An 18,906-nucleotide genomic window follows, 5' to 3' on the forward strand; every position below is an offset into this window, starting at 1 on the left:
TTCCTAGTTCGAAAAAATCACAGCATCAACAGAAAGGAAGTCTGAGCGCCCTTCTGAAGCACTTGTAGTGCCAATCTTGAATCCCGTGTTTGTTCGGGCATAAGCTTTGACACAGTTGATACCCGTAATAGGCGAATCACCGTTGGAACCGCTAGCAGCAACGGCGTAGTTTGAATTAGGCACCGGCACAGCAAAGTTAACCGTGTAATCGCCCACGCCATTATCAATAACTGAACTGACATTAAAACTATCGCGAATAGCGACTACCCCGGTGCCGTTGAAAACGACCCAAGCTTTGGCCGCCTTGACCGCCTGCCCTCTTACCGCGCTCTGCACGAATTTAGTGTTAGCAAGCCGTCCCGTCTCATCGCCGTATGGCGCGGTGTCTGTTCGGGGGGCGCCGGTGAATACAGGGCTATCAAGCGTTGCAAGGGGGTGCCCCTCCCATTTCAGGACACCGGTAGCATCCATGGCCAGCTTTCCACCAATTCTTCCAGCCCAGTGAAACGCTATAGCAGGCGCCCATTGGTCGCCCGTCTCAGCCGGCGACCACTCGGCCACCTGCTGCGCCTCTCGAATCTCTAACGCAGATGCGTTCCAGTCCACAGAGTTACTTGGCGAAGACAGGCGCGGCCGTTGCTGGCTCACGGCATCGATCAGTAACCGTTTTCCCAGCTCGACAAGCATGCTGGCATTGTCAGCCTTCTTTGCCAGCGCGTTAACCAGCTCCGCAACGGCCCTATCAACCGTGTTGGCCACGAACAGACAGTTGGCCAGCTGGGAGGTTCTTGCCCCCAGGTTAGCGGTCTCTGCGGTCGGCGTTCCGGAAAACGCCGGACTGACCAGGGACGCCTTGTTAGCATCAATCCATGACCTGGTGTAGGCATCGAGAATGCCGAAGCCGGCAAGCGTTGTAGGGTTCGCGCCCGCAGTAACGCGCCCGAATGCATCCGTCGTCACCTGCCGATAAGTGCCGGCGGCTACTCCGGTTCGCCCGCTGGTCATGGCGAAGGTCAGCGCCGTGGTACCGACCTGCGGCGGCAACGTGTTGGCCAGCTGCCACAGGGTGCCGGCGTATGCGGTGCCGGCCTGGACGATGATCAGGTGACCCGGGGTGCATTCAGCGTCTTCGTTCGCATCCAACGCCCGTGACCATGCATTGGCGGACGCCGTGTAGATCCAGTTCTGCGCGGCGTTGGCCTGATCCTTCACCAGCACCCGGTCACCAGCCACCAGGGCCACGCCGTCAATCGTCTGCAGGCCGGACAGGGCAATTGGCCCCGTAGTCGCCACACGCACGGCGCGCTTGATGTCACTGGCAGCAAGGCCCTGAATTGCCTGCAGCAGCTGCGCGTTGTTGTCTTCACTCGGCACAAGGCCGGCGGCCTTGATCACAGCCAACAGCTCATCGGTGACTGCGTTGCCCCAGGCGGACGGGATCAACGAGCCCGGCAGGCCAGTGCTGACGTTTTCGTCCACGAACTTGCCGCCGACCAGGCCGACATTGGGAATGCGTTTCGGGTAGTCCATATCGCGTTATCCGTAGGTAATGGTTTCAAGGGTGTGCGCCGGGGCGGCGCGGCTGACCAGGCACTCCAGCGCGCCGTTGGCGGCACCGCCGAAGGTCTGGCCCCAATGGCTGAATCCAAAGCGGCTGCCTTGGGCCAGGCGCGGCCCCGTCTCCAGGGTCCACATGAATTGCGCGCCCCAGGTGCCGAAGCGGGCCGAGTCGAAGCGCGACCGACCGAAGCGCGGCGCCCGGTGCTCGACCACGCGGGCATTGCGGTAGCCCAGCGAGAAAGCCAGCTCCACGAAGTAGGCCGGCGTCTGCCCGCCGACTTCCAGCAGCCGGCGGCGCACGGCCAATTGCCGATCGGCAAACGCCGGTGAGTCGCCCATGCAGGGGTCAGGCAGGTGCATGACCCGCTCCCAATCGGGGACCAGTTCGCGCACCGTGGCGGGCTCGCTCTCGGCCAGCAGGTCGGCGGCGCGGCGATCCTCGGTGGCCAGCTCCTGGGCCGCCGCCTGCAGCACCTGGTCAACGCCGGGGTTGAATTCACGATCCCAGGCTGGTCCCGGCGGCAGCAAGGCGCACAAGTGGGCGTAGTAGTCCGCTACCGTCCTCACGACCACAGCACACCCCCATAGGTCAGCAGCTCATTAGGAGCCGCCTGCACGTCGCCTGCGGGACTGATGACCTTGTGATCGCGCTCACCCGTGGCGCCGCTGATAGCCTCGCCAATGTGGGTGGCCAGCAGCGTGGCGCCCAGCTCCGATTCACGGTTGTGCAGGTCCACCAGGGCGGCTTCCACGGCGCGACGTACCGCGCTGCTGTCCGGTGTGACTGACAGCTGGTATTGCACCGGCTTCTCTGCCGGCGGCAGCACATACACTTCGGCCGTGACCGGCCGTTCCTGCTCGATGTACGCCGCCACGGCCGCCAGGGCCTCGGCGCTGGGGATGATGTCGATATCGCCATCGCGCACGAAGAACACCCCAACCGTGCCCGGCCCCATCCAGTGCCGCACCACCCAGGCCCGGGTAACCCCGGCAACCTCCAGCGCCCAGGTTTCGTAATCGCTCTTGCTGCCGCCGTGGGCAATAACCCGGTACGAACGGATCACCCGAGCGCGCAGCGCCTCGATACTCTCCTGCTCGGTGCCGCCGGTCAGGCCCGGTGCCGCCACGGTGAACGTGTCATTGACCCCCAGCACCGGCGACACCACGCGCAGCGGGGTGCCGGCCGGCGTGTTGCCCAGCTCGCCCGGCTCCAGGGCCTCAACCTGGGCCACGCCTTCGGTGCCGGTCAGCTTGACCGAGGCCCGCACCCTGAACAGCACCTGGTCATCGCGCTGCAGCAGCGTGCCGGCGTCGAGCAGCGCCGAGGCGGCGCCGGTGAAGGTGGCCGCCCCGCTCGCCTTCACGGCCTCCAGGCGTCCGCGCTTAAGCCGCGCCTGGGCCATGCGCAGCAGGGTTTCGTCGTCGGCCGTGTCCGGCAGGATCTGGTCGGCAATGTAGCGCTGGTGACCGTAGCGGCCGGACGACGCCGCGCCCAGTACGCGGGCCAGCACCTCGGCGTCGGAGCGGACAAGAGCGCTACCGCCGGCCAAGTCGGCCTGCGCCCTGGCCACCAGGGCGGGCAGTGTTGGGATTTCAAACGGCATTGATCACCTGCCACAGGTTGTCTAGTTGAACATCGATCACCGCGCCATCGCGCAGGCCGACCCGCACCTGCATGTCGAGGCGGTCGACCTTGCGCGACGCCGTTACCGTAACGGCGCTCACCCGGTCGTCATCCACCGCCCACTGCAACGCCTCGCGGGCGAACGCCTCAGCCGTGCGCACCGTGTCGTCGGTCAGCGTGCGCCGGCGCAGCTGCCACAGGCGGGAGCCAATCCGGTCATTGGCCAGGGTCGGGAACGTGTCGCCCCACCAGCCGTAACGCTGGTCATCGTCCAGCAGGTCGCCGGCCTCGGCGCGCCGCCAGGTCAAAAGGCTGATCACCACGGCGCGCTGCCAGGCGCGTTCGGACTCGGCATCGAGCAGCGTCATGCCGTCACCACCGGCTTACCGCTCTGCTGGGTGCCCACTGTCACGCCGGCGTGCGGGTGGTTGACCTGGCTGACGCCGGCGGCGATCTGGTCGCCCTTGGAAACGATCTGGCCCGTGGTGCGGATCACCGGCGTATCGAACTCCACGGCCGTCTCGGCCTTGACCTTGAGCGTCAGCGTCTGGATCTCGATCAAGCGGCCACGCTTGAAGTGCAGGCAGTCGCCCTCGTCGGTGTAAATCGCCACCTCACCGCTCTTGAGCGCCTGCAGGCGAAAGCGCCGGTCGGCGACGCAGACGACCACCCCATGGGAGCGGTCGCCGCCCAGGAACGCCGCCAGCGCCTCGGCGCCGGGCAGCGGGTTGGACGTAAAGCCGTAGGGCTCGAAGTGCTCCATGCCGTCTTTCACTTCGTCGGCGGTAAGGCGCATCTGCAGGCCCTGCAGCTTGCGGCCAGCATCGACCAGGGCGACCACGCCCCGGGCGAGAAAATTTCTCATGGGTTTCATTGGCCAGGCTTCCAGTCGGCGGGTATGAGGTATTCGAAGTTGTCGGCCTTGCCGCCCTTCTTGAGCTTGCGCGACTTGTGCGGGTCTTTCGGCTCGGGGTCGAAGCCATCCGGCGGCCCTACAACGATGTTGGCCACGGTGCCGGCGTCATCGAGCACGTATTCGATTTCGCTGATGAGCATGTCGCGGTCGATGCCGATCAGCGGGTCGACCACGCGCACGATCATGTTCGGTACCCACAGGGCGCCGGTGGACTGCCGCCATCCCTGGATTTTGTAGCGTAGGGTCAGCGCCTTGCCCATGCGGCTCCCGCGCTCCCAGTTCGCCCGCGCCTGGGCCAGCTCCGGGGTCATCTGGCCACTTTCGTGGATCAGCAGCACCCGGCGCCGGGTGGCGCGCGGATCGGTGACGCCGGCCTTTACTTCGCTAGCCGCCGCGCCGTAGTCAGTGTCGGTGCCTGAGCGCTGGCCAGTGACGCGGTACTCGGAGAACACCCCCGAGAAATCCAACTCGGCGCTGCCGGTCAACAAGTTCTGCCCCAGTTCCAGGCGGTCGACGGCGCGGCCGGCGCTGCCCGGTTTGATGATCACCACCCGCCCCCGGGCGTCATCGGTCGACAACAGCCGCGACAGCGTCAGCAGGCGGTCGACGGACTCGAAGGCGGTTTCGCCCGGCTCGATCTGGTGATCGGCCAGCTTGGTGGTTTCCGCCACCTCGCTCAGCACCCGCACCCCGTAGGGCTCGGCAAGGGCCTGCACGATCTTCTGCACACTCTGCCCGCGCCATTGGCCGGGCTTGTTCACCGCCGAGCAGTCCACCAGATCGGCAGTCAGCGAGCGGCCGGCGACCGACCGTTCGACGCTGCGGGCGTCGTAGCTAATCGGCGTGCCGAACACCCAACCCGTCAGCACCAGGTCGGCACCGATCCGCACTTCGCAGCGGTTGCCCTGGCGCACCGGGATTTCCTGCACCTGGCCCGGCCAGCTCCATGTCACGCCCAGGCGGAAATCCCGGGCTTGGCGTTCAATGCCGGCGCTGATGCTGACTTTCTTCCAGCCGCGATAGTCCAGGCCGTTCACGCTCAGCGTGACAGCATTTTGGTTGTCCATGGATTCACTCTCGAGCGATGGTCAGCGCGCCCACGGGCAGGAAGCCCGGGTGCTGCACCTTGTTACGCGTAACGATTTCCTCGGCGCGGGTGGCGTCGCCATAGCGCTGGTACGCCAGCACCACCGCCGGCAGGCTTTCCCGCGTGGTGACCTCGGCCAGCCGCACGCCGGCGCGGGCCACTTCGGTCAGGTGCGCCCGCACCTGATTACGCACCACCTCCAGCCGCTCGACATGCTCGACCGGCGACGCCAGGGCGGCCAGCCACAGGGCGTCGCTGATGGCGTCACGCAGCGCGACCACGTCGGCAGTCACCGGCACCTCGGGGCGCTGAATCGGGGCCACCACCTGCTGCTCCAAGGTGGCGAAGCCGGTCAACGGCTCGGGCGCCTGCACCACCGGCATGGCCACCGCCTCGCGCACGGCCAACACGATCAGCGCATCGCGCACCAGCTCGCGGGCAGCGGTGACCACGGCGGCGGTGTCGGTTCCTCCGGCCGGTGGCGGCGCGTTGGCCAACTGGCGGGCCTGCTCCACCTGGCCGGTGATGGCCCGGCCGGACTCGGCGAAGCTGGAAAACTCCGGCGTCGCCTCGGGCAGCGCCGCGACGGTGCGGGCAAACTCCGGATCGGCCTCTAGGCTGGCCGAGTCGCCCACGCTGGACGGCCCCCAGCGATAGCCCGATGACCGTGAACTGCCGCCGACACTGGCGAACTGCCCCCGGATCATCGCCGCGAAGTTGCCCGGGGCGTTGATCAGCATGTCGGCCAGCGCCTCCACCGAGCTGACCAGGCCAGTCAGTTGGCGAAGCTCCGAGGCAATGGCCATCTGCACCCCGGCCACACCGTTCTGCAGCGCGACCACTGCCAGGCGCGCCCGGTTGACCACCGCCATGGCGGCCTTGTACCGGGCAATCGCCGACTCAAGCAGGCTTTCCGATGAGTCCTCCAGCTGCCGCGCCGTGTTCGGCACACCGGCAGGAAAGCCCTTCTCGCCGCCCTCCACGAACACCAGGTCAAAGCGGACCATGCCGCCCTCGCGGCGCTCATGGCTGACGCTGCAGACCGTCGCGGTGGCCGTCAGCCGGCCATACCAGGGGTGGACAAGCTCGCCCGCCCCGGGCTTGTCCAGGGCGTTGAGCAGGTTGTCACGTTGGAAATAGCAGTCCTCCCCTATCACGAAGGCGGCCAGCTTGATTTCCCGCGTGACGCGGCCCAGGTCTTCCACCAGGGGCTTGTCCCGCTGCGGATACTCATGCGTCTGTGTACGCCGTCCCGCCGGCATGCTGTCGCTGTCGACGTGGAACGGCACGCCCCGGAATGAGGCCGGGTGCAGCTGATCCCGCCAGGTACTCATGACGCCCTCCCCAAGGATCGGTAGCCCACTTGTGGGCTGACCTGCAGCCCGGGTTGGTTGGTGTCGGCCTGCTCCACCCGCATGCCCGGCGGTGCGTTGTCGAAGCGCACGACCATTTGCCCTTCCAGCTGGGCTTTGCTTGCCTGGGCCGCCTGCTGCACCAGGGAACCCCGCGACGCGGCCAGGGCACCGGGTGCCGGCGCCGACAGACTGGTTTGCCCAGGACGCGATAGCAGGCCTATTTCAGCGCGTTTCGCCGCCTCCTGCGGGGTCAGCCCTTTGGCCAGGCTTTCCTGTGCATGCTCGGCCATCTGCGAGGCCGACAGCGGCATCGCCGCCCACGGTCCCGGCTGATTCGGCGCACGCATCAGGCTGGCCACGCTGGTGGCTTCGGGCATCAGCTGCACCGGCTGCGCCATCGGCTTGACCAGCGCCCCCGGTACCGGCTCGCCGGCAGCGTTGCGCGCCTTCTGCTGCTCGGCCCAGTCGTTGACCTTAGCCGTCGCCGCGCTGATCACGCCGTCGCCGCTCGACTCACTGTCGAAGCCCAGGAATTTCATCATGGGCTCGATGATGGGTCGCAGCTTGTCCCAGATCCCCTTGAAAAAGCCGGTGATGGGCTCCCAGTGCTTGATGATCAAACCCAGCGGCGACCAGTCAAAGACCGACTTGAGGAAGTCGAAGAACGGCACCGACAGGGCTTTGACCAGTTCCCACAGCGCGCCGAAGAACGCCGTCAGCGGCTCCCAGTTGGCGACGATCTGGCCCAGCGGTGACCAGGCGAAAGCGGTTTTCATCCACTCCCACACCGCCATCGCCGGGGCCTTGATCTTGTCCCATACCGCTTGGAAGTACGGCGCCACGGTCGACCAGTTGGCAATCAGCACACCGGCGGCAATGGCGATACCCCGGACGATCATGCCCACCGGGCTCATGCTCGCGACCCCGTTCATCAGGGCCAGCGCCGCCGAGGCCCCGGCCGTGGCCAAGCGCAGTACGGTGAAGCCCACCGCCGCACCCAGCAGCCCTTTGATCAGCCAGGGATGCGCCCCGGCCAAGCTGGTCACGCCACTGATGATCGGCCCCACCGTCGCCATGAAGTCGTTGAGCGGGGGCAGCAGCATGCTACCGACCGTGATACCCAGGCGGGTCACCCGGTTCTGCAACTGCTGCAGGGCGTTTGCCGTCGTCGCCGCCCGCGACGTGTACTCCCCTTCCATGGAGCCGGCATACTTTGTCGAATCCCCGACACTGGCCAGGTTGCTTTTCAGCAGCTTCAAGTTGGTTAAGAGCGGGGTGATAGCCGCCACCGACTCACTGCCAAACAGATTAGTCAGCAGCGCCGGACGCTTGGCCGCGTCGACCTCGGAAATCCGCTTGAGCAGGTCCAGCATGGTGCCCTGCGAATCCTTCTGCATGCCCTCTGCGACCTGCTTGGAGTCCAGGCGCAGCGACTTGAAGGCCTCGGCCTGCGACTTGGTAGCCGCCGTCCCCTTGGTCATGGCCAGCATGAAGTTCTTGATGCCCGTAGCCGCAACATCCTGCTTCACGCCCACCATAGTGGCGCCGATAGCCGCGATCTGCGCCGAAGAAAAGCCAGCCACCTCACCCAGTGCACCCACTTCGGTCACGATAGAGGACAGTTGTTTGGTGTTGACTGGCCCCGTGTTCCCCAAGTAGTTGATTTGGTCTGCGAGCTCCACCACGCCATCCTGGGTCATGCGGAAAGCTGTCCGCCATGTCGCCATCATGCTGCCGGACTCCTCAGCAGTCTGGTCGAAGGCGACGCCCATTTTCACAGCGTCTTCGGCGAACCTGGCCAACTCCTCCCGGGCAATGCCCGATTGGCCACCGGCAGCGACGATTTTGGCAATCCCCTCGGCCGCCATGGGCAGACGCTCGGACAGGTTCAGCACGTCATCGCTCATCGCCTTGAACTGCGCCGGCGACTCGAAGTCGACCACCTTCTTAACGTCGGCCATGGCGCTTTCAAAGCCGATGGCCGCTTTCACACCCATGACGAACGGGGCCGCAATCGCCCCGCCCTGCAGGGCCTCACCGAAGGTGATCTTGCCCAGGCCCGAGCTGTTCAGCTGTTTGCGCAGCACCGCGGCGTTTTTGCGAACACCGTTAAGCACCGGTGACAGCTTGTCGACGCCGGTGATCAGCGCCTTGAGTTGGAATTTATCCGCCACCGTCTCCCCCTTTCAGCGCGTTGATGCGCCACGCGTTTTCCTCACTCTCGAACAGCGTGTCGAGGGTCCACCCCAGTACCTCGCCCGGGGTGGATTTCCACCACCAGGCGAGGTCGTAGGCCAGCTCGATCAGCTTTCCGAGGCTGTCGAATCTTGGCGCGTGAAAAAACCAACGATGGTCCAGCCAACGCTGTTCAGGTCAATCAGGTCGAGCTGGTTCACCGAACTGGCCGGGATGCCAGCGCACACGGCGATGTACTTGGCCGCCGCCTCGACTTCCATAACCGGATAGCCGCTGTCGCCAACGTTGTAGGGCAGTACCTTGATGGCCCGGCATTCCTGCACGGTGGGGCGACGCAGAGTCAGCACTTTGACTTCTTCGCCATGGGCCTGGATTGGGGTAGCGAGGGTGTGAGTTACAGTGGTCATTACTGCCAGTCTCCTTGGATGCCTTCGAATTTGAGCGAGACCTTGGCGTCATCGCCGGTCACTTTGATTTCGTCCACCAGATACGCGCCGCTCAGCACGTACACCGAACCGTCAGCCAGTTCGGCGGTGATGGTCATGCTGATCCCATTGGCCAGCTTGGCCCGGGGGAAATTAGCGGTCTTCACCGCGTCGACCACCACATAGGGGATCAGGTCTTCTTCTTTGAAATGACCCCGCGTGATGGTTTCGCGCTTCTTGTCCGAAAGCGGGCATTCCACGCCGCCGGTGATGACCAGCTGATCGCCGTCGACCTTGATAAAACAGGTGCCCGCGACTTTCTGACCCATAAAGGGCACTCCCATAAAAAAGCCCGCACAGGGCGGGCTGGGGTTGAACGATGAGGGTTACGCCGCGTCCGGGTACTGCAGGCGGAATTGGTACAGCAGCGCGAACACTCGCAGCTGGTTCACCAGGTCCGGCGGGAACAGCACACTCAGGCGGTTCGGGTTCTTCGGGTCGCGCTCGACAATCAGGTACTGATTGAACGCCTCGGCGTTCTCAACAATGCCCTCACGCTCCAGCGCGCCATAGGCCGCGACCAGCTCGCCGCGAATCACCTTCGGCGTGACGATGGACTGGCCGGGGCCGAAGCGCGTGCCGTCGTTGGCCAGCTTGTGACGGCCGTACTTGCTGGTGATGATGCTGCGCAAGTAGCGAATCACGTAGGCCGACTGGTGCAGCGTCTCGCTGTCCAGGTAGGAGTCATCCGGCTGGCCGTAGGCGTTACGCTGGTAGGTCGTCACGGCACGCTCGATGCGGTAGCTGCCGCCGTTGTAGACGGCGGTGGCCACCCCGCTGGTCAGCAGCGATTGCCGCTCGGTCAGGGTAAAACGGTCACTCGCCTGCGCCGGGTCGATGCCCGTCAACGCGCCGGTCTGCGTCGGTCGCGCAGGGTCGGCACTGATGAACACAGCGGTACGTGCCGCCCAGGCCGCCGCCACTTCCCACGCCGGCTGCGGTACGCCGCGCTCGAAGCCATGCACGGAGACATGCGGATCGTTGCGCAGGCGCCCAGCGGCGACCAGCTGGCCCAACGTGCCGCGCTGCGCGCTGTACACATGGCCATAGAGCTGCTTCGCCCAAGACCAGCGGCCGGCGCTGTCGTCCATGGCGGTTTTCCAGGCGCCCAACGTGTCGGCATCGGTCCAGGGCTGGGCGATGAACTCGAATTCTTCGTCGCCCAGCGCGGCCAACGCCGCCGATACAGCCGGGGTGCCGGCGCCGTTGGTCATGGCCGTGGCCACCAGCGTCAGGCCGGCCGGCGTAGTCTCGCCATTGGCGCGCCCCAGGCGGTTCAGCTGGACTTGGATATCGTTGCCCAGCTCGCCCTTGAACTTGGCCTGCAGGGTGACCACGCCGGCGGCGGCCGTGGCCGTCACCGGCAGGTCAATGGCGGCATTGATGGCCGCCGCCAAGCTGGCCGCCACGGCCTCGGCCGAGGCCCCGACGACGGCATCGGCGCGCACACGCTGGCCAGCCACGTACAGATTGACCAGGCCGGCAGTGGCGACGCTGCCCGTTACGGTAACGGTGGCGGTCGCGGCCGCGCCGGTGGCCACCTTGAGCGGCAGACACCAGACCTCGCCGGCCACGTCGATGGCCCGCCAGCGTGCATGCATAGCGGCCAGCATCGAGCCGGTGCCGCCAATGTCCTTGGCGTCGCTGGTCTTCGACACCAGCACCAGGCGGCCGATTTCATCGCTGTCGGCGTCGTCATTGACCTGGCCGACGATCAGCCGGCGCAGGCTGGACCCGCCGCTGTTGGCCATGGAGTTGTCGACTTCGGCATAGAACAGCGGCACGCGAATGTCGCTGGGGATGTTGCTGAAACCGATGCTCATCGCGCTTTGCTCCCCCGGGTGGTGGTCTTCTGTTCCAGGGCGTCGCCGTCAAGTAGGCGGCGCTCCCAGTAGGCGTCTCGGGGCACGACGGCCCCCTCGGCGGGCAGGTACTTGCCCGGCTGATCTGGCAGCGGGCAATCGCGCCCCGGTGCCGGCTTGAGGTGAATCGTGGTCATGGGTTCAAGTCCTCACGGATGGTGAACTCGACCCGCCCGTCTGGCCCGGGGGCGTCGACGTTGGGGTCTTTCAGGGGGTTGAGGAAGTCCAAACGGGTGTCGATGCCTTCCAGGGCTGGCAGGCCGCCCAGCTGCCATTCCTGCCAGGTCTGCGGCTTGCCTTCGCCGGTCTGCTCCCAGCGGCCGAGCTGGAAGTCGGCATAGAAGCGATAGCGGTAGACCATGCGGTCGCGGTCGAGCAGCAGCAGTTGACCGCCGTCGTACAGCAGCGGCCCCGATTCGTCGTCCGGCTCGAAGCCCACCAGGGCACGCCACAGCTGGGCGCGCACGTCGTGCAGCACGTCGGCTACCGACTGGCCGCGCTCATCATCGGTCGGCAGCACGACACACACGTCGATGACGTCGCGCACGGCCTGGGTGTAAACGTTCTGCGCTTGCGGCTCGTCGGCCGAGTCGCCAACGGCGATCACATAGGCCGCCGGCGGGGGCATCTTGGCGCTGTCGGCGGTCGGGTCCCAATCCAGACCGCCGGCCACGCGCCCTTCGAAGCCAGGCGCATAGGCGCGCAGCTGCTCGATCACAGGCGTGATTTTCATGTCAGGTGCTCAGTTGAGCAGCGCGGCGGCAAAGGCCTGCTGCAGGATGCGCCGCACCTCGTCTCGGCTGTCGACAAGGGCGTCGGTCATGTAGTTGTCGCGGGGTTTGATCCGCCACCCGCCCCCACTCTTGCGGCGCACGCCGTAGTGCAGGTAAGCGGGATAGAAGGCCCTCATGCTCGCGGTCTTGCTGGGTGCGACACGCACCAGAAAGCCCGAGCGCGACACCTTGTAGCCGATGGAGTCGGTGGTGGCCCCGCTACGGTTTACGGGGTAGCCGTCCTGGCCACCGCCGAGCGCTAGATTCATCTGTGCCCGGCCTGTGATCAGCTGGCCAACCTTGCGCATGCCAGCGCGGATCTTTCGCTTGTTGAAGGCCTCTTGGTCGAACTTGTCGAAGCCCTCGACATGCAGATAGCCGTCAATCGAAACGGAGTTGGCCACGGCCACCTCCCGCCGGCGCATTCGCCGCCTGCAGCTCCTCGACCTCGATCACCGACCACACCTGCCGCCCGCGCATACCGGTAGCCCGCTTGACGCGGAACACCCGGCCGCCGGCGACCAGTTCATGCCGCGTGTCCAGGTCCCGCACGAATCGACAGTAGATGCGATGCGTAATGGTCGTCCCGGTCTGCACCGACCCGGTGTAGGTGGCCGTGCCTAACGGCTCGATCTTGCACCACCGCTTGGCCACTACCTCGAAATGCGAGTCCAGGCCGGAACCGCTGGGCGTGTCGTTGCGGATGCGCACCACCGCCCGGGTGCGCAGTTCGCCCGCTTCCGGCTCCCTCACAGCGTAAACCAGCGGTAAGGCTGCACCAGGGCGTCATAGGCCAGCGGCAGCGCCTTGGTGCCGTTGCTGGTCGACTCGGTGACCGGCTCGCGGTTGCGATGCCAGTGGGCGACCAACAGCAGCATGGCCAGCGCCACGTCATCCGTTACGGGTAACGCGTTCTCCGGCGCATCGATCGGCAGCAGCCCACGCAGGTAGGCTTCATCGCCGGTCGCGTCTGCCGGCGCGTCGGCCGGCAGCGTGACCCAGTACAACCGCCGGCCGCTGTCCTTCTCGACCTGGCGACGCGCTGCGCGGGCGTAGGCCTGCAGCAGCGTGTCTTCCTCGGTTTCGTCCAGCTCCAGCTTGCAATGGCTCTTGATCTGCTCAAGCGTCAGCATGGGCAACCCTCCTGTCAGGCGGTCTTGCCCACCAGGTGCTTGATAGCGGCCGTGTCCTGCAGCACCAGGCCGAAGCGCACGAACGCCAGGAAGCCGACCTGGCCGTACTCGGCGTAACGCTCCACCAGACGCTTGAGGGTCAGGCTACGGACCGCGCGCAGCACCAGTTCGTTGAAGTCGCCGGCATACATGAATTTCTTGCCGGCGCCGATATCGGCGATGGCCTGATCGATCACGTACTGATGCTTGAGGATGGTGGCCGGACGGTCGCTGTCGATGCCGGGCAGCCACAGCGGACGATTGTTGGCGTCCACCATTTCTTCCATCGCCTGCAGCGTCTTGTCGTTGAACGCCAAGCGGAACTTGGCGGCCGCACGATACGCCGGGTCAACGGAGTGAATCAGGCTGTTGACCTCCTGCCAGGTAAAGGCGGTCGCCTTGGCGGTCATGGCACCTTGAGGGGTCGAGTATTCCAGGCCCTTCGGCTGCGCCGGCGCATCGGCGGTTTCGCCGGTACCGGTGCCCTGGACGATCAGCCGGTTACGGGTACGCGACACGCGCTTACCGATACGGCCGGCCAGGTAGCCTTCCATGTCAATGCCCGAGTCCTGCAGCAGCTGTTCAGAGACGCGGATGATCTTCGAGCTGATGGTGTGCGACCCCATGGTGCCCATCCCGAACTCGACATCCTTTTCGCCGGCGGGCTTGTTCTCGCCGATCAGCTCGCCTTCTTCCTCGCCGCCGTTGCTGGTGGCCCAGGCGATGGGCGCGCCGTTGTCGGTCTGCAGCAGTTGGCACACCGAAGCAATACCGCCATAGGTCACCAGCGATTCGATCACCTTGGCCTGCAGGGTGGTCGGCACGGTGAAACCACCCGCCTCGTTCGGATTGGTGCCTTGAGCACGCATTTCCAGAACCACGGAACGCTGCTCGGGGGTCAGATACTCCAGGCCGCGACGCACCCAGTTATCCCAGGCGCTGCGCTGCTCGGCCTCCGCCTCGTTCTTCGGGGCGCCGGCCGGACGCTCACGGTCCAGACCTTCGACAAAGCTCTGATCCTGGGCGCGCAGTTCTTCTTCACGCTCGATCTTCTCGCGCAGCCCCTTGAGGTCGGCTTTCATGCCTTCCCACTTGGCGCGGACTTCGCCGGTCCAACCGTCGTCCGGGGTGGTGTCATGCAGCGAGCGCATTTCGGCCGACAGCTTGTTATAGGCTTCTTTCATTTGTTGCAGGGTCATAGCTCCCCCTTGGGATCACAGTTCAGTTAGGTCAAGCAGGCGCTCGCGGGCCTCGCGCTCAAAATGTGCGCGGGCTTCGTCGCCTTCGGTTTGCGCCTGCTTCCAGGCAGTCAGGGAGCGCTGGGCAGCGCTGGAGTCGGGGTAAGCCGGGAACGCCACCGGCCCTACGTCGCGCAGCTCGGCAATCTTGAAGATCGTGCGCACGATCAGGCCGTCTTTCTCCTCGTGCCAGGTATCGCCGCCCTTGGCCACGCGCATGGCGAAGCTGCTGCCGCTCATGTCGCCACGGCGCAGCGGCTCGACCACCAGGTCGCGGATGGTCTGCGTATTGGGCGTATCGATTTCGTAGGCCAGGCCGCGCTCATCCACGGTCAGGCGCAACGTGCCGCTGGCCGTGCGGCCCAGCAGGTAGGTCGGGTCGTGGTTGAACAGCGCTCGGGTGTCCTGGTTCAGCACGTCATCGAACGCGCCCGGGGCGATGATTTCCACGAAGGTGCCGCCCAGCAGGTCGCTACGCTGGTTGAAGACAGCGGCATAGCCGGCGATCTTCGGCGCGCTGCCCTGCTCATCCGGCTGGACAGCACGAAGCTCGCAATGCTGCGCCTGCAGCATGCGTTGTTCGAATTCACTCATGGGTTATTCCTGCTTCGTTACGGGTAACGGCTTGCCGTCTGCGCCGAGCAACTGCGTGTTGACGTTGAGCAACATCGAGTCGAGGCCTTCCAGCTGGTTGAGGTCTTCCAGCACGCGCACTTCGTTGCGGCTCATCCAACCGTCTTGAATGGCGATGCGGTAGAACTCGGCGCGCTCTTTTGGGGTGCCGCGCAACAGGCCGGCCAGGTTGAACTTGACGTAGTAGCCGGCCATGCGCTCGGCGCGGGTGAAGACGCGGCGGTTTACTTCTTCCTCCCAGTTCTTCACCCACGGCATGACCGTATGGCGCACGAACTGGATGGCCTGTTCGCTGATGTTCGAGAACGTGGCCTTTTCCAGGTCGTTGATCATGTGCGCCGGCACGTTGAAGATGCTGGCAATCTCGCTGCGGGTCAGCTTGCGAGTCTCGAGAAATTGCGCATCCTCGGGCGCGATGGTCAGCGCCTTGTAATCGAGGTCGGCGGGCAACAGCAGCGTCTTGTTGTCCGAACGCTTGAGCCGTTCCACGGCGGCGCGCCAAACCGTTTTCAGGCGCTCCCAGCTGGTGTTATCCAGCTTCCCGTCCCTGACGGTGACCAGCCCAGTCGGCCGGCCGCCACCTTCGAAAAACTCCTTGCCATAGCGCACCGTGGCCATGCCCAGGCCAATGGTGTCGGCGTTCTGCCGGATGGGGCTGATCCCCATGCGCCGGTGCGAGCCGATGGCGCGCAGGTGAATCATGTCCTCGGGTGACACCGCCAGCGGCGCGCCGTCTTCATCCTGGGTCGAGTACACCCAGCGATTACCGTTCTTCACCAGCTCGGTGTGTTGCGGCTCATGCATTTCCAGCGACAGCAATTCACCGCGACGACTGCGCACTGCTCGGGTGTAGCCGTTGCCCCAGCCGAGCACATGGGCCTGCTTGGTTTCCCGCCAGCGGTAAGAGGTCTGCCAGGTGTTCGGCTCATCGTGAAGCAGGTAATGGGCCGGGTGGTCGGTGGCCACCTCGATCCGCCCGTTGACCTTGCGCAACACGCTCAGCGGCAACTGGGCCATGGAGCTGGACAGCACGTAGATGCAGGCATACACCGCCGTCAGACGCATGGCCGAAGCCGGGCTGACGCTGATGCCCTGCCCTTCGAACAGGTATTCGGTCAGCTCCTTGCTGTTCATCGGCGTGCTGGGCACTTCCAAGCTGCTGCGCTGCTCGAACATCGCGCCCAGGATCATCGCCACACCGCCTTGGCGGCGCCGGCCACCAGCAGGCCGCCACCGACCATCAGGGCCACACCCGCCCCAAACTGGACGTAGAGGCCCGCGACGAACAGGCAAAAGCCTGCCGTCCCGATAGATTCAGGAAGCCATTTCATCGTAGGGGCTCACATAGCTAATAGGTCGTCTTCGGTCAGGCTGGCCAACAGCCCTTCCGGCTCAAATTCGCTGACCATGGCGCGGTTCATCGCCATCAGCGCGGCGACAATGCCGTCGATTTTGCGCATGTCGGTCTTGCCTTCGTCGGCCTTCATCGGCGTGATGCAGCCCTTGAACGGACGCACCACAACGTTGCCAGCCTGCCAGGCCAACACTGGGTCGCTGGAGTGGCGCACGCGACCGGACAGCAGCGCCGCTTCCAGCTCGCGCATGGGCAGGTTCATGCTGGCCACGCCGCCGCCCATTTCGACTACCTCGGCGCCGTCCTTCTGCAGCTGGTGGGCCAGCTGGGTGGCGCGCCATTTGTCGTAGGCCACTTCCTGCACGTCGAACATGCCAGCGAATTCGCCCACCATGTCGCGCACCAGGTCGAAGTCCATTTCCTCGCCGTCGCACACCTCCAGCAACCCAGCGTTGGCCCAGGCCTCGTAAGCGGCCTTGTTGGGGCCGCCCCGCTCTATCGCGCCTTCGGGCAAGAACGACTTGCAGAAGATGGTCCAGCGGTTGACCCACTTGCCGCTCCCCGGGACCAGCTCCACCTTGTCCAGGAACACCAGCGACACCGCGCAGATATCCGACTTGCTGGCCAGGTCAATGCCGATCCAGCAGCGCTGGCCCAGGAACTGATCCAGGGTCAGCGTGGGGTCGCCGCACGCCTCCCAGTCGGCCATGTTCAGCCAGGCTTCCTTGGCGCTTACCCAGATGTTGAGGTGCTTGGTCTTGAACGCGTTTTGCCGTGACGGGTAACGCGTCGCATCAGCCTGGCGTTTCAGCAGGTACTCAGCCCCGACCGAGACGCCATAGTTGGGGTTGGCCTTGCGCAGGACCGCCGGGTCTTTCCAGTCGTCGTCCTCGTCAATCGTGTAGATGATCCCGAACAACTCATCGTTCGGCACCGTCCCTTCCAGCTTGTCGATCACCTGGGCGCGCTGCAGATAGCACGGCCCGGCGATGTTGTAGCCCGCCGTGGTGATGGCGAACATCATCGGCTGATCACGGGCGCCCATGCCGGTCAGCATGGTTTCATAGAGCGCGGCCGAGGTGTGTTCATGGAACTCGTCCACGATGGCACAGCTCGGTGACTGGCCGTCGCCGGGGTCGCCGATCAGGGGTTCGAACTTGCTTTCGTCGCCGATCACCGACAGGTTCTTTGCCGCAACCTGGATGCCGAAGGCCTCGACCAGTTCGGGGGTCCGTCGCACCATCTGCCGCGCCGGCTTGAACACCTCCCAGGCCTGCCGCTCGGTGGTCGCACCGCAGTACACCTCGGCGCCGAACTCCCCGTCCATGACCAGCATGTACAGGCCGACGCCGGCGGCCAGTACGCTCTTGCCGTTCTTGCGCGGCACCTCGATGTACACCTCGCGGTACCGCCGGCGGCGGGTCTTCTTGTCGACCCAACCGAAGATGCTGCAGAAAATGAACAGCTGCCACGGCTCAAGCTTGATCAGCTCGCGCAGCGCCGCCCATTTGCCCTTGGCGTGCGGCAGCAGCTGGATGAACACCGCCACCTGCTCGGCGGTGTCGCGGTCGAAGGTCCAGCGAAAATTGCGCTTCTTCGACTTGGCCAGGTCATCCAGGTGGAGCTGACAGGCCCGACGCACGTACTTGCATGCTGCGATCTTGCCGGCCACCACGTCGCGGGCGTACTTGTTCGCCGCGTTTACGTTCGGGTAGCTGGCCATGTCCTAACTCACTTAGAGGCCCGCCCTCCTTTGAGCACGATGAACGGGTTTTCTGGTTTTTCCGGCCCGCCGCTGCCCATCAGGCGCGCACGGCTGGCCGGGTCCAGCCCGAGGGCTGCCCCGAAGCTGGCCAGCTGACGCAGCGCCTCATTGATCACGGTGCAGGCGGGGTTCTTCTTGAGCACGCCTTTGGCGTCCACGACGGTGATGCCCTTGCTGGCCACTTCTTCCTCAGCCAGCCGCCACCGCTCATAGGCAGCGCAGAAGACCGCCAGGTTGTGCGTGTCGGTGCGGGTCATGATCCCGGTCTGGGTCAACCACGGCGCAATGGTGTCCCACATTTCAATGGCCCATTCCCCCAGCCACTCCGGGGCGTCTGGGGTTTCCGCCAGCGGCGCCGGCGCGGGGCCGTCCTTCTTGAGTTTTCGCTTGCCGGGGTTGCCCTGCAGCAGCTTGAGGGCGGTAGGTTTCGCGGGTCGCCCCATCGTTCAGGCCTCCCGATTTTCTGGAATGCGATTTTTTTTAATTTCGCGGGTGTGTGAAAAAGGCTGGGCGATCGGTGGAGAGAGACGAAAGCTGTAGAGATTTTGCCCCACCCCCTCACTTGGCCGATTTTTGACCACTTTTCGCTAATTTTGTCTGCAGACTTTCGCCATCGATCAAGGCAGCCAGATGCGTAAACGGACGCTCTGGCACTCCGTCAGCGGCATGCATGTATGCGTCAATTGCAGCCACTAACTCATGCAGAACACGCGAAATCAGCTCTGGAAATCCGAGCTTATGAATGTTTTTCCAGCAGTACAGCGCTCGATCCAGGTGCCAGTCACCATGGCGGATCAGCTCGGCACTTCGATTGCGCCTGATCGCTTTTTCGCGCAACCGCATTGCCTCACGCGCCAGGCGGACAGCCTGACCGCGCCCGTGCCGA

General features: G+C 65.0%; 23 protein-coding genes. All 23 read right to left on the bottom strand.

Features of this window, described 5'->3' with window-relative positions; translation table 11 throughout:
• Window positions 1–3: 3 nt before the first annotated feature.
• Window positions 4–1,530 (bottom strand): hypothetical protein, encoded by a 1,527-nt coding sequence (locus ACQ4OD_RS17095; RefSeq protein ID WP_430944634.1) that lies wholly within the window; start codon window positions 1,528–1,530, stop codon window positions 4–6.
• Between the two features lie 6 nt (window positions 1,531–1,536).
• A complete protein-coding gene (locus tag ACQ4OD_RS17100) occupies window positions 1,537–2,133 on the bottom strand; it encodes a YmfQ family protein (protein ID WP_430944635.1) in 597 nt (198 codons plus the stop codon).
• Window positions 2,124–3,164, bottom strand: coding sequence for a baseplate J/gp47 family protein (locus ACQ4OD_RS17105; protein ID WP_280092962.1), 1,041 nt, complete (start codon window positions 3,162–3,164; stop codon window positions 2,124–2,126). The genes ACQ4OD_RS17100 and ACQ4OD_RS17105 overlap by 10 nt, the downstream gene beginning before the upstream one ends.
• Window positions 3,154–3,552: a phage GP46 family protein gene (locus ACQ4OD_RS17110; RefSeq protein ID WP_430944636.1), complete on the bottom strand. Its 399-nt coding sequence runs from the start codon at window positions 3,550–3,552 to the stop codon at window positions 3,154–3,156. The genes ACQ4OD_RS17105 and ACQ4OD_RS17110 overlap by 11 nt, the downstream gene beginning before the upstream one ends.
• Window positions 3,549–4,058, bottom strand: a complete 510-nt coding sequence (locus ACQ4OD_RS17115; protein WP_430944637.1) for a phage baseplate assembly protein V — start codon at window positions 4,056–4,058, stop codon at window positions 3,549–3,551. The genes ACQ4OD_RS17110 and ACQ4OD_RS17115 overlap by 4 nt, the downstream gene beginning before the upstream one ends.
• Window positions 4,055–5,167 (bottom strand): phage baseplate assembly protein, encoded by a 1,113-nt coding sequence (locus ACQ4OD_RS17120; RefSeq protein WP_430944638.1) that lies wholly within the window; start codon window positions 5,165–5,167, stop codon window positions 4,055–4,057. The genes ACQ4OD_RS17115 and ACQ4OD_RS17120 overlap by 4 nt, the downstream gene beginning before the upstream one ends.
• Before the next feature lie 4 nt (window positions 5,168–5,171).
• Window positions 5,172–6,521: a DNA circularization protein gene (locus tag ACQ4OD_RS17125; protein ID WP_430944639.1), complete on the bottom strand. Its 1,350-nt coding sequence runs from the start codon at window positions 6,519–6,521 to the stop codon at window positions 5,172–5,174.
• A complete protein-coding gene (locus ACQ4OD_RS17130; protein WP_430944640.1) occupies window positions 6,518–8,716 on the bottom strand; it encodes a phage tail tape measure protein in 2,199 nt (732 codons plus the stop codon). The genes ACQ4OD_RS17125 and ACQ4OD_RS17130 overlap by 4 nt, the downstream gene beginning before the upstream one ends.
• 129 nt (window positions 8,717–8,845) lie before the next feature.
• A complete protein-coding gene (locus ACQ4OD_RS17135) occupies window positions 8,846–9,145 on the bottom strand; it encodes a phage tail assembly protein (protein ID WP_280087917.1) in 300 nt (99 codons plus the stop codon).
• The gene (locus ACQ4OD_RS17140; RefSeq protein ID WP_260269999.1) at window positions 9,145–9,492 is read right to left on the bottom strand and encodes a phage tail tube protein; all 348 of its coding nucleotides are present in this window, start codon (window positions 9,490–9,492) and stop codon (window positions 9,145–9,147) included. The genes ACQ4OD_RS17135 and ACQ4OD_RS17140 overlap by 1 nt, the downstream gene beginning before the upstream one ends.
• A 57-nt stretch (window positions 9,493–9,549) precedes the next feature.
• Window positions 9,550–11,046 carry a phage tail sheath subtilisin-like domain-containing protein gene (locus tag ACQ4OD_RS17145; RefSeq protein ID WP_430944641.1) on the bottom strand — a complete coding sequence of 499 codons (1,497 nt, stop codon included), beginning with the start codon at window positions 11,044–11,046 and terminating at the stop codon, window positions 9,550–9,552.
• Window positions 11,043–11,222: a DUF2635 domain-containing protein gene (locus tag ACQ4OD_RS17150; protein WP_088852983.1), complete on the bottom strand. Its 180-nt coding sequence runs from the start codon at window positions 11,220–11,222 to the stop codon at window positions 11,043–11,045. The genes ACQ4OD_RS17145 and ACQ4OD_RS17150 overlap by 4 nt, the downstream gene beginning before the upstream one ends.
• Window positions 11,219–11,818: a phage tail terminator protein gene (locus tag ACQ4OD_RS17155; protein WP_430944642.1), complete on the bottom strand. Its 600-nt coding sequence runs from the start codon at window positions 11,816–11,818 to the stop codon at window positions 11,219–11,221. Before ACQ4OD_RS17155 ends, ACQ4OD_RS17150 begins: the two co-directional genes overlap by 4 nt.
• Window positions 11,819–11,827: 9 nt before the next feature.
• The gene (locus ACQ4OD_RS17160; protein WP_241412604.1) at window positions 11,828–12,262 is read right to left on the bottom strand and encodes a hypothetical protein; all 435 of its coding nucleotides are present in this window, start codon (window positions 12,260–12,262) and stop codon (window positions 11,828–11,830) included.
• Entirely contained in the window at window positions 12,240–12,611 is a 372-nt protein-coding gene (locus ACQ4OD_RS17165; protein WP_158216155.1) for a head-tail adaptor protein, read from the bottom strand. Before ACQ4OD_RS17165 ends, ACQ4OD_RS17160 begins: the two co-directional genes overlap by 23 nt.
• A complete protein-coding gene (locus ACQ4OD_RS17170) occupies window positions 12,608–12,991 on the bottom strand; it encodes a head-tail connector protein (protein ID WP_088852979.1) in 384 nt (127 codons plus the stop codon). The genes ACQ4OD_RS17165 and ACQ4OD_RS17170 overlap by 4 nt, the downstream gene beginning before the upstream one ends.
• 14 nt (window positions 12,992–13,005) lie before the next feature.
• Window positions 13,006–14,229, bottom strand: coding sequence for a phage major capsid protein (locus ACQ4OD_RS17175; RefSeq protein ID WP_258801889.1), 1,224 nt, complete (start codon window positions 14,227–14,229; stop codon window positions 13,006–13,008).
• Window positions 14,230–14,244: 15 nt separating this feature from the next.
• Complete coding sequence (locus ACQ4OD_RS17180; RefSeq protein WP_050706323.1) at window positions 14,245–14,862, bottom strand: HK97 family phage prohead protease; 618 nt, start codon at window positions 14,860–14,862, stop codon at window positions 14,245–14,247.
• 3 nt (window positions 14,863–14,865) lie between these two features.
• Window positions 14,866–16,092, bottom strand: a complete 1,227-nt coding sequence (locus tag ACQ4OD_RS17185) for a phage portal protein (RefSeq protein ID WP_088852976.1) — start codon at window positions 16,090–16,092, stop codon at window positions 14,866–14,868.
• Window positions 16,089–16,232, bottom strand: coding sequence for a hypothetical protein (locus ACQ4OD_RS17190; RefSeq protein ID WP_052896001.1), 144 nt, complete (start codon window positions 16,230–16,232; stop codon window positions 16,089–16,091). The genes ACQ4OD_RS17185 and ACQ4OD_RS17190 overlap by 4 nt, the downstream gene beginning before the upstream one ends.
• A gap of 9 nt (window positions 16,233–16,241) precedes the next feature.
• A complete protein-coding gene (locus ACQ4OD_RS17195) occupies window positions 16,242–17,978 on the bottom strand; it encodes a terminase large subunit (protein WP_260270005.1) in 1,737 nt (578 codons plus the stop codon).
• A gap of 8 nt (window positions 17,979–17,986) precedes the next feature.
• Window positions 17,987–18,463 (bottom strand): phage terminase small subunit P27 family, encoded by a 477-nt coding sequence (locus tag ACQ4OD_RS17200; protein ID WP_096047972.1) that lies wholly within the window; start codon window positions 18,461–18,463, stop codon window positions 17,987–17,989.
• Between the two features lie 115 nt (window positions 18,464–18,578).
• The coding region (locus tag ACQ4OD_RS17205; protein WP_430944643.1) for a hypothetical protein at window positions 18,579–18,906 on the bottom strand (328 nt) is incomplete at its 5' end.

Origin of the sequence: Pseudomonas sp. WC1, assembly GCF_050586565.1 — a bacterium.
In the GTDB taxonomy this organism is placed as follows: Bacteria; Pseudomonadota; Gammaproteobacteria; order Pseudomonadales; family Pseudomonadaceae; genus Aquipseudomonas.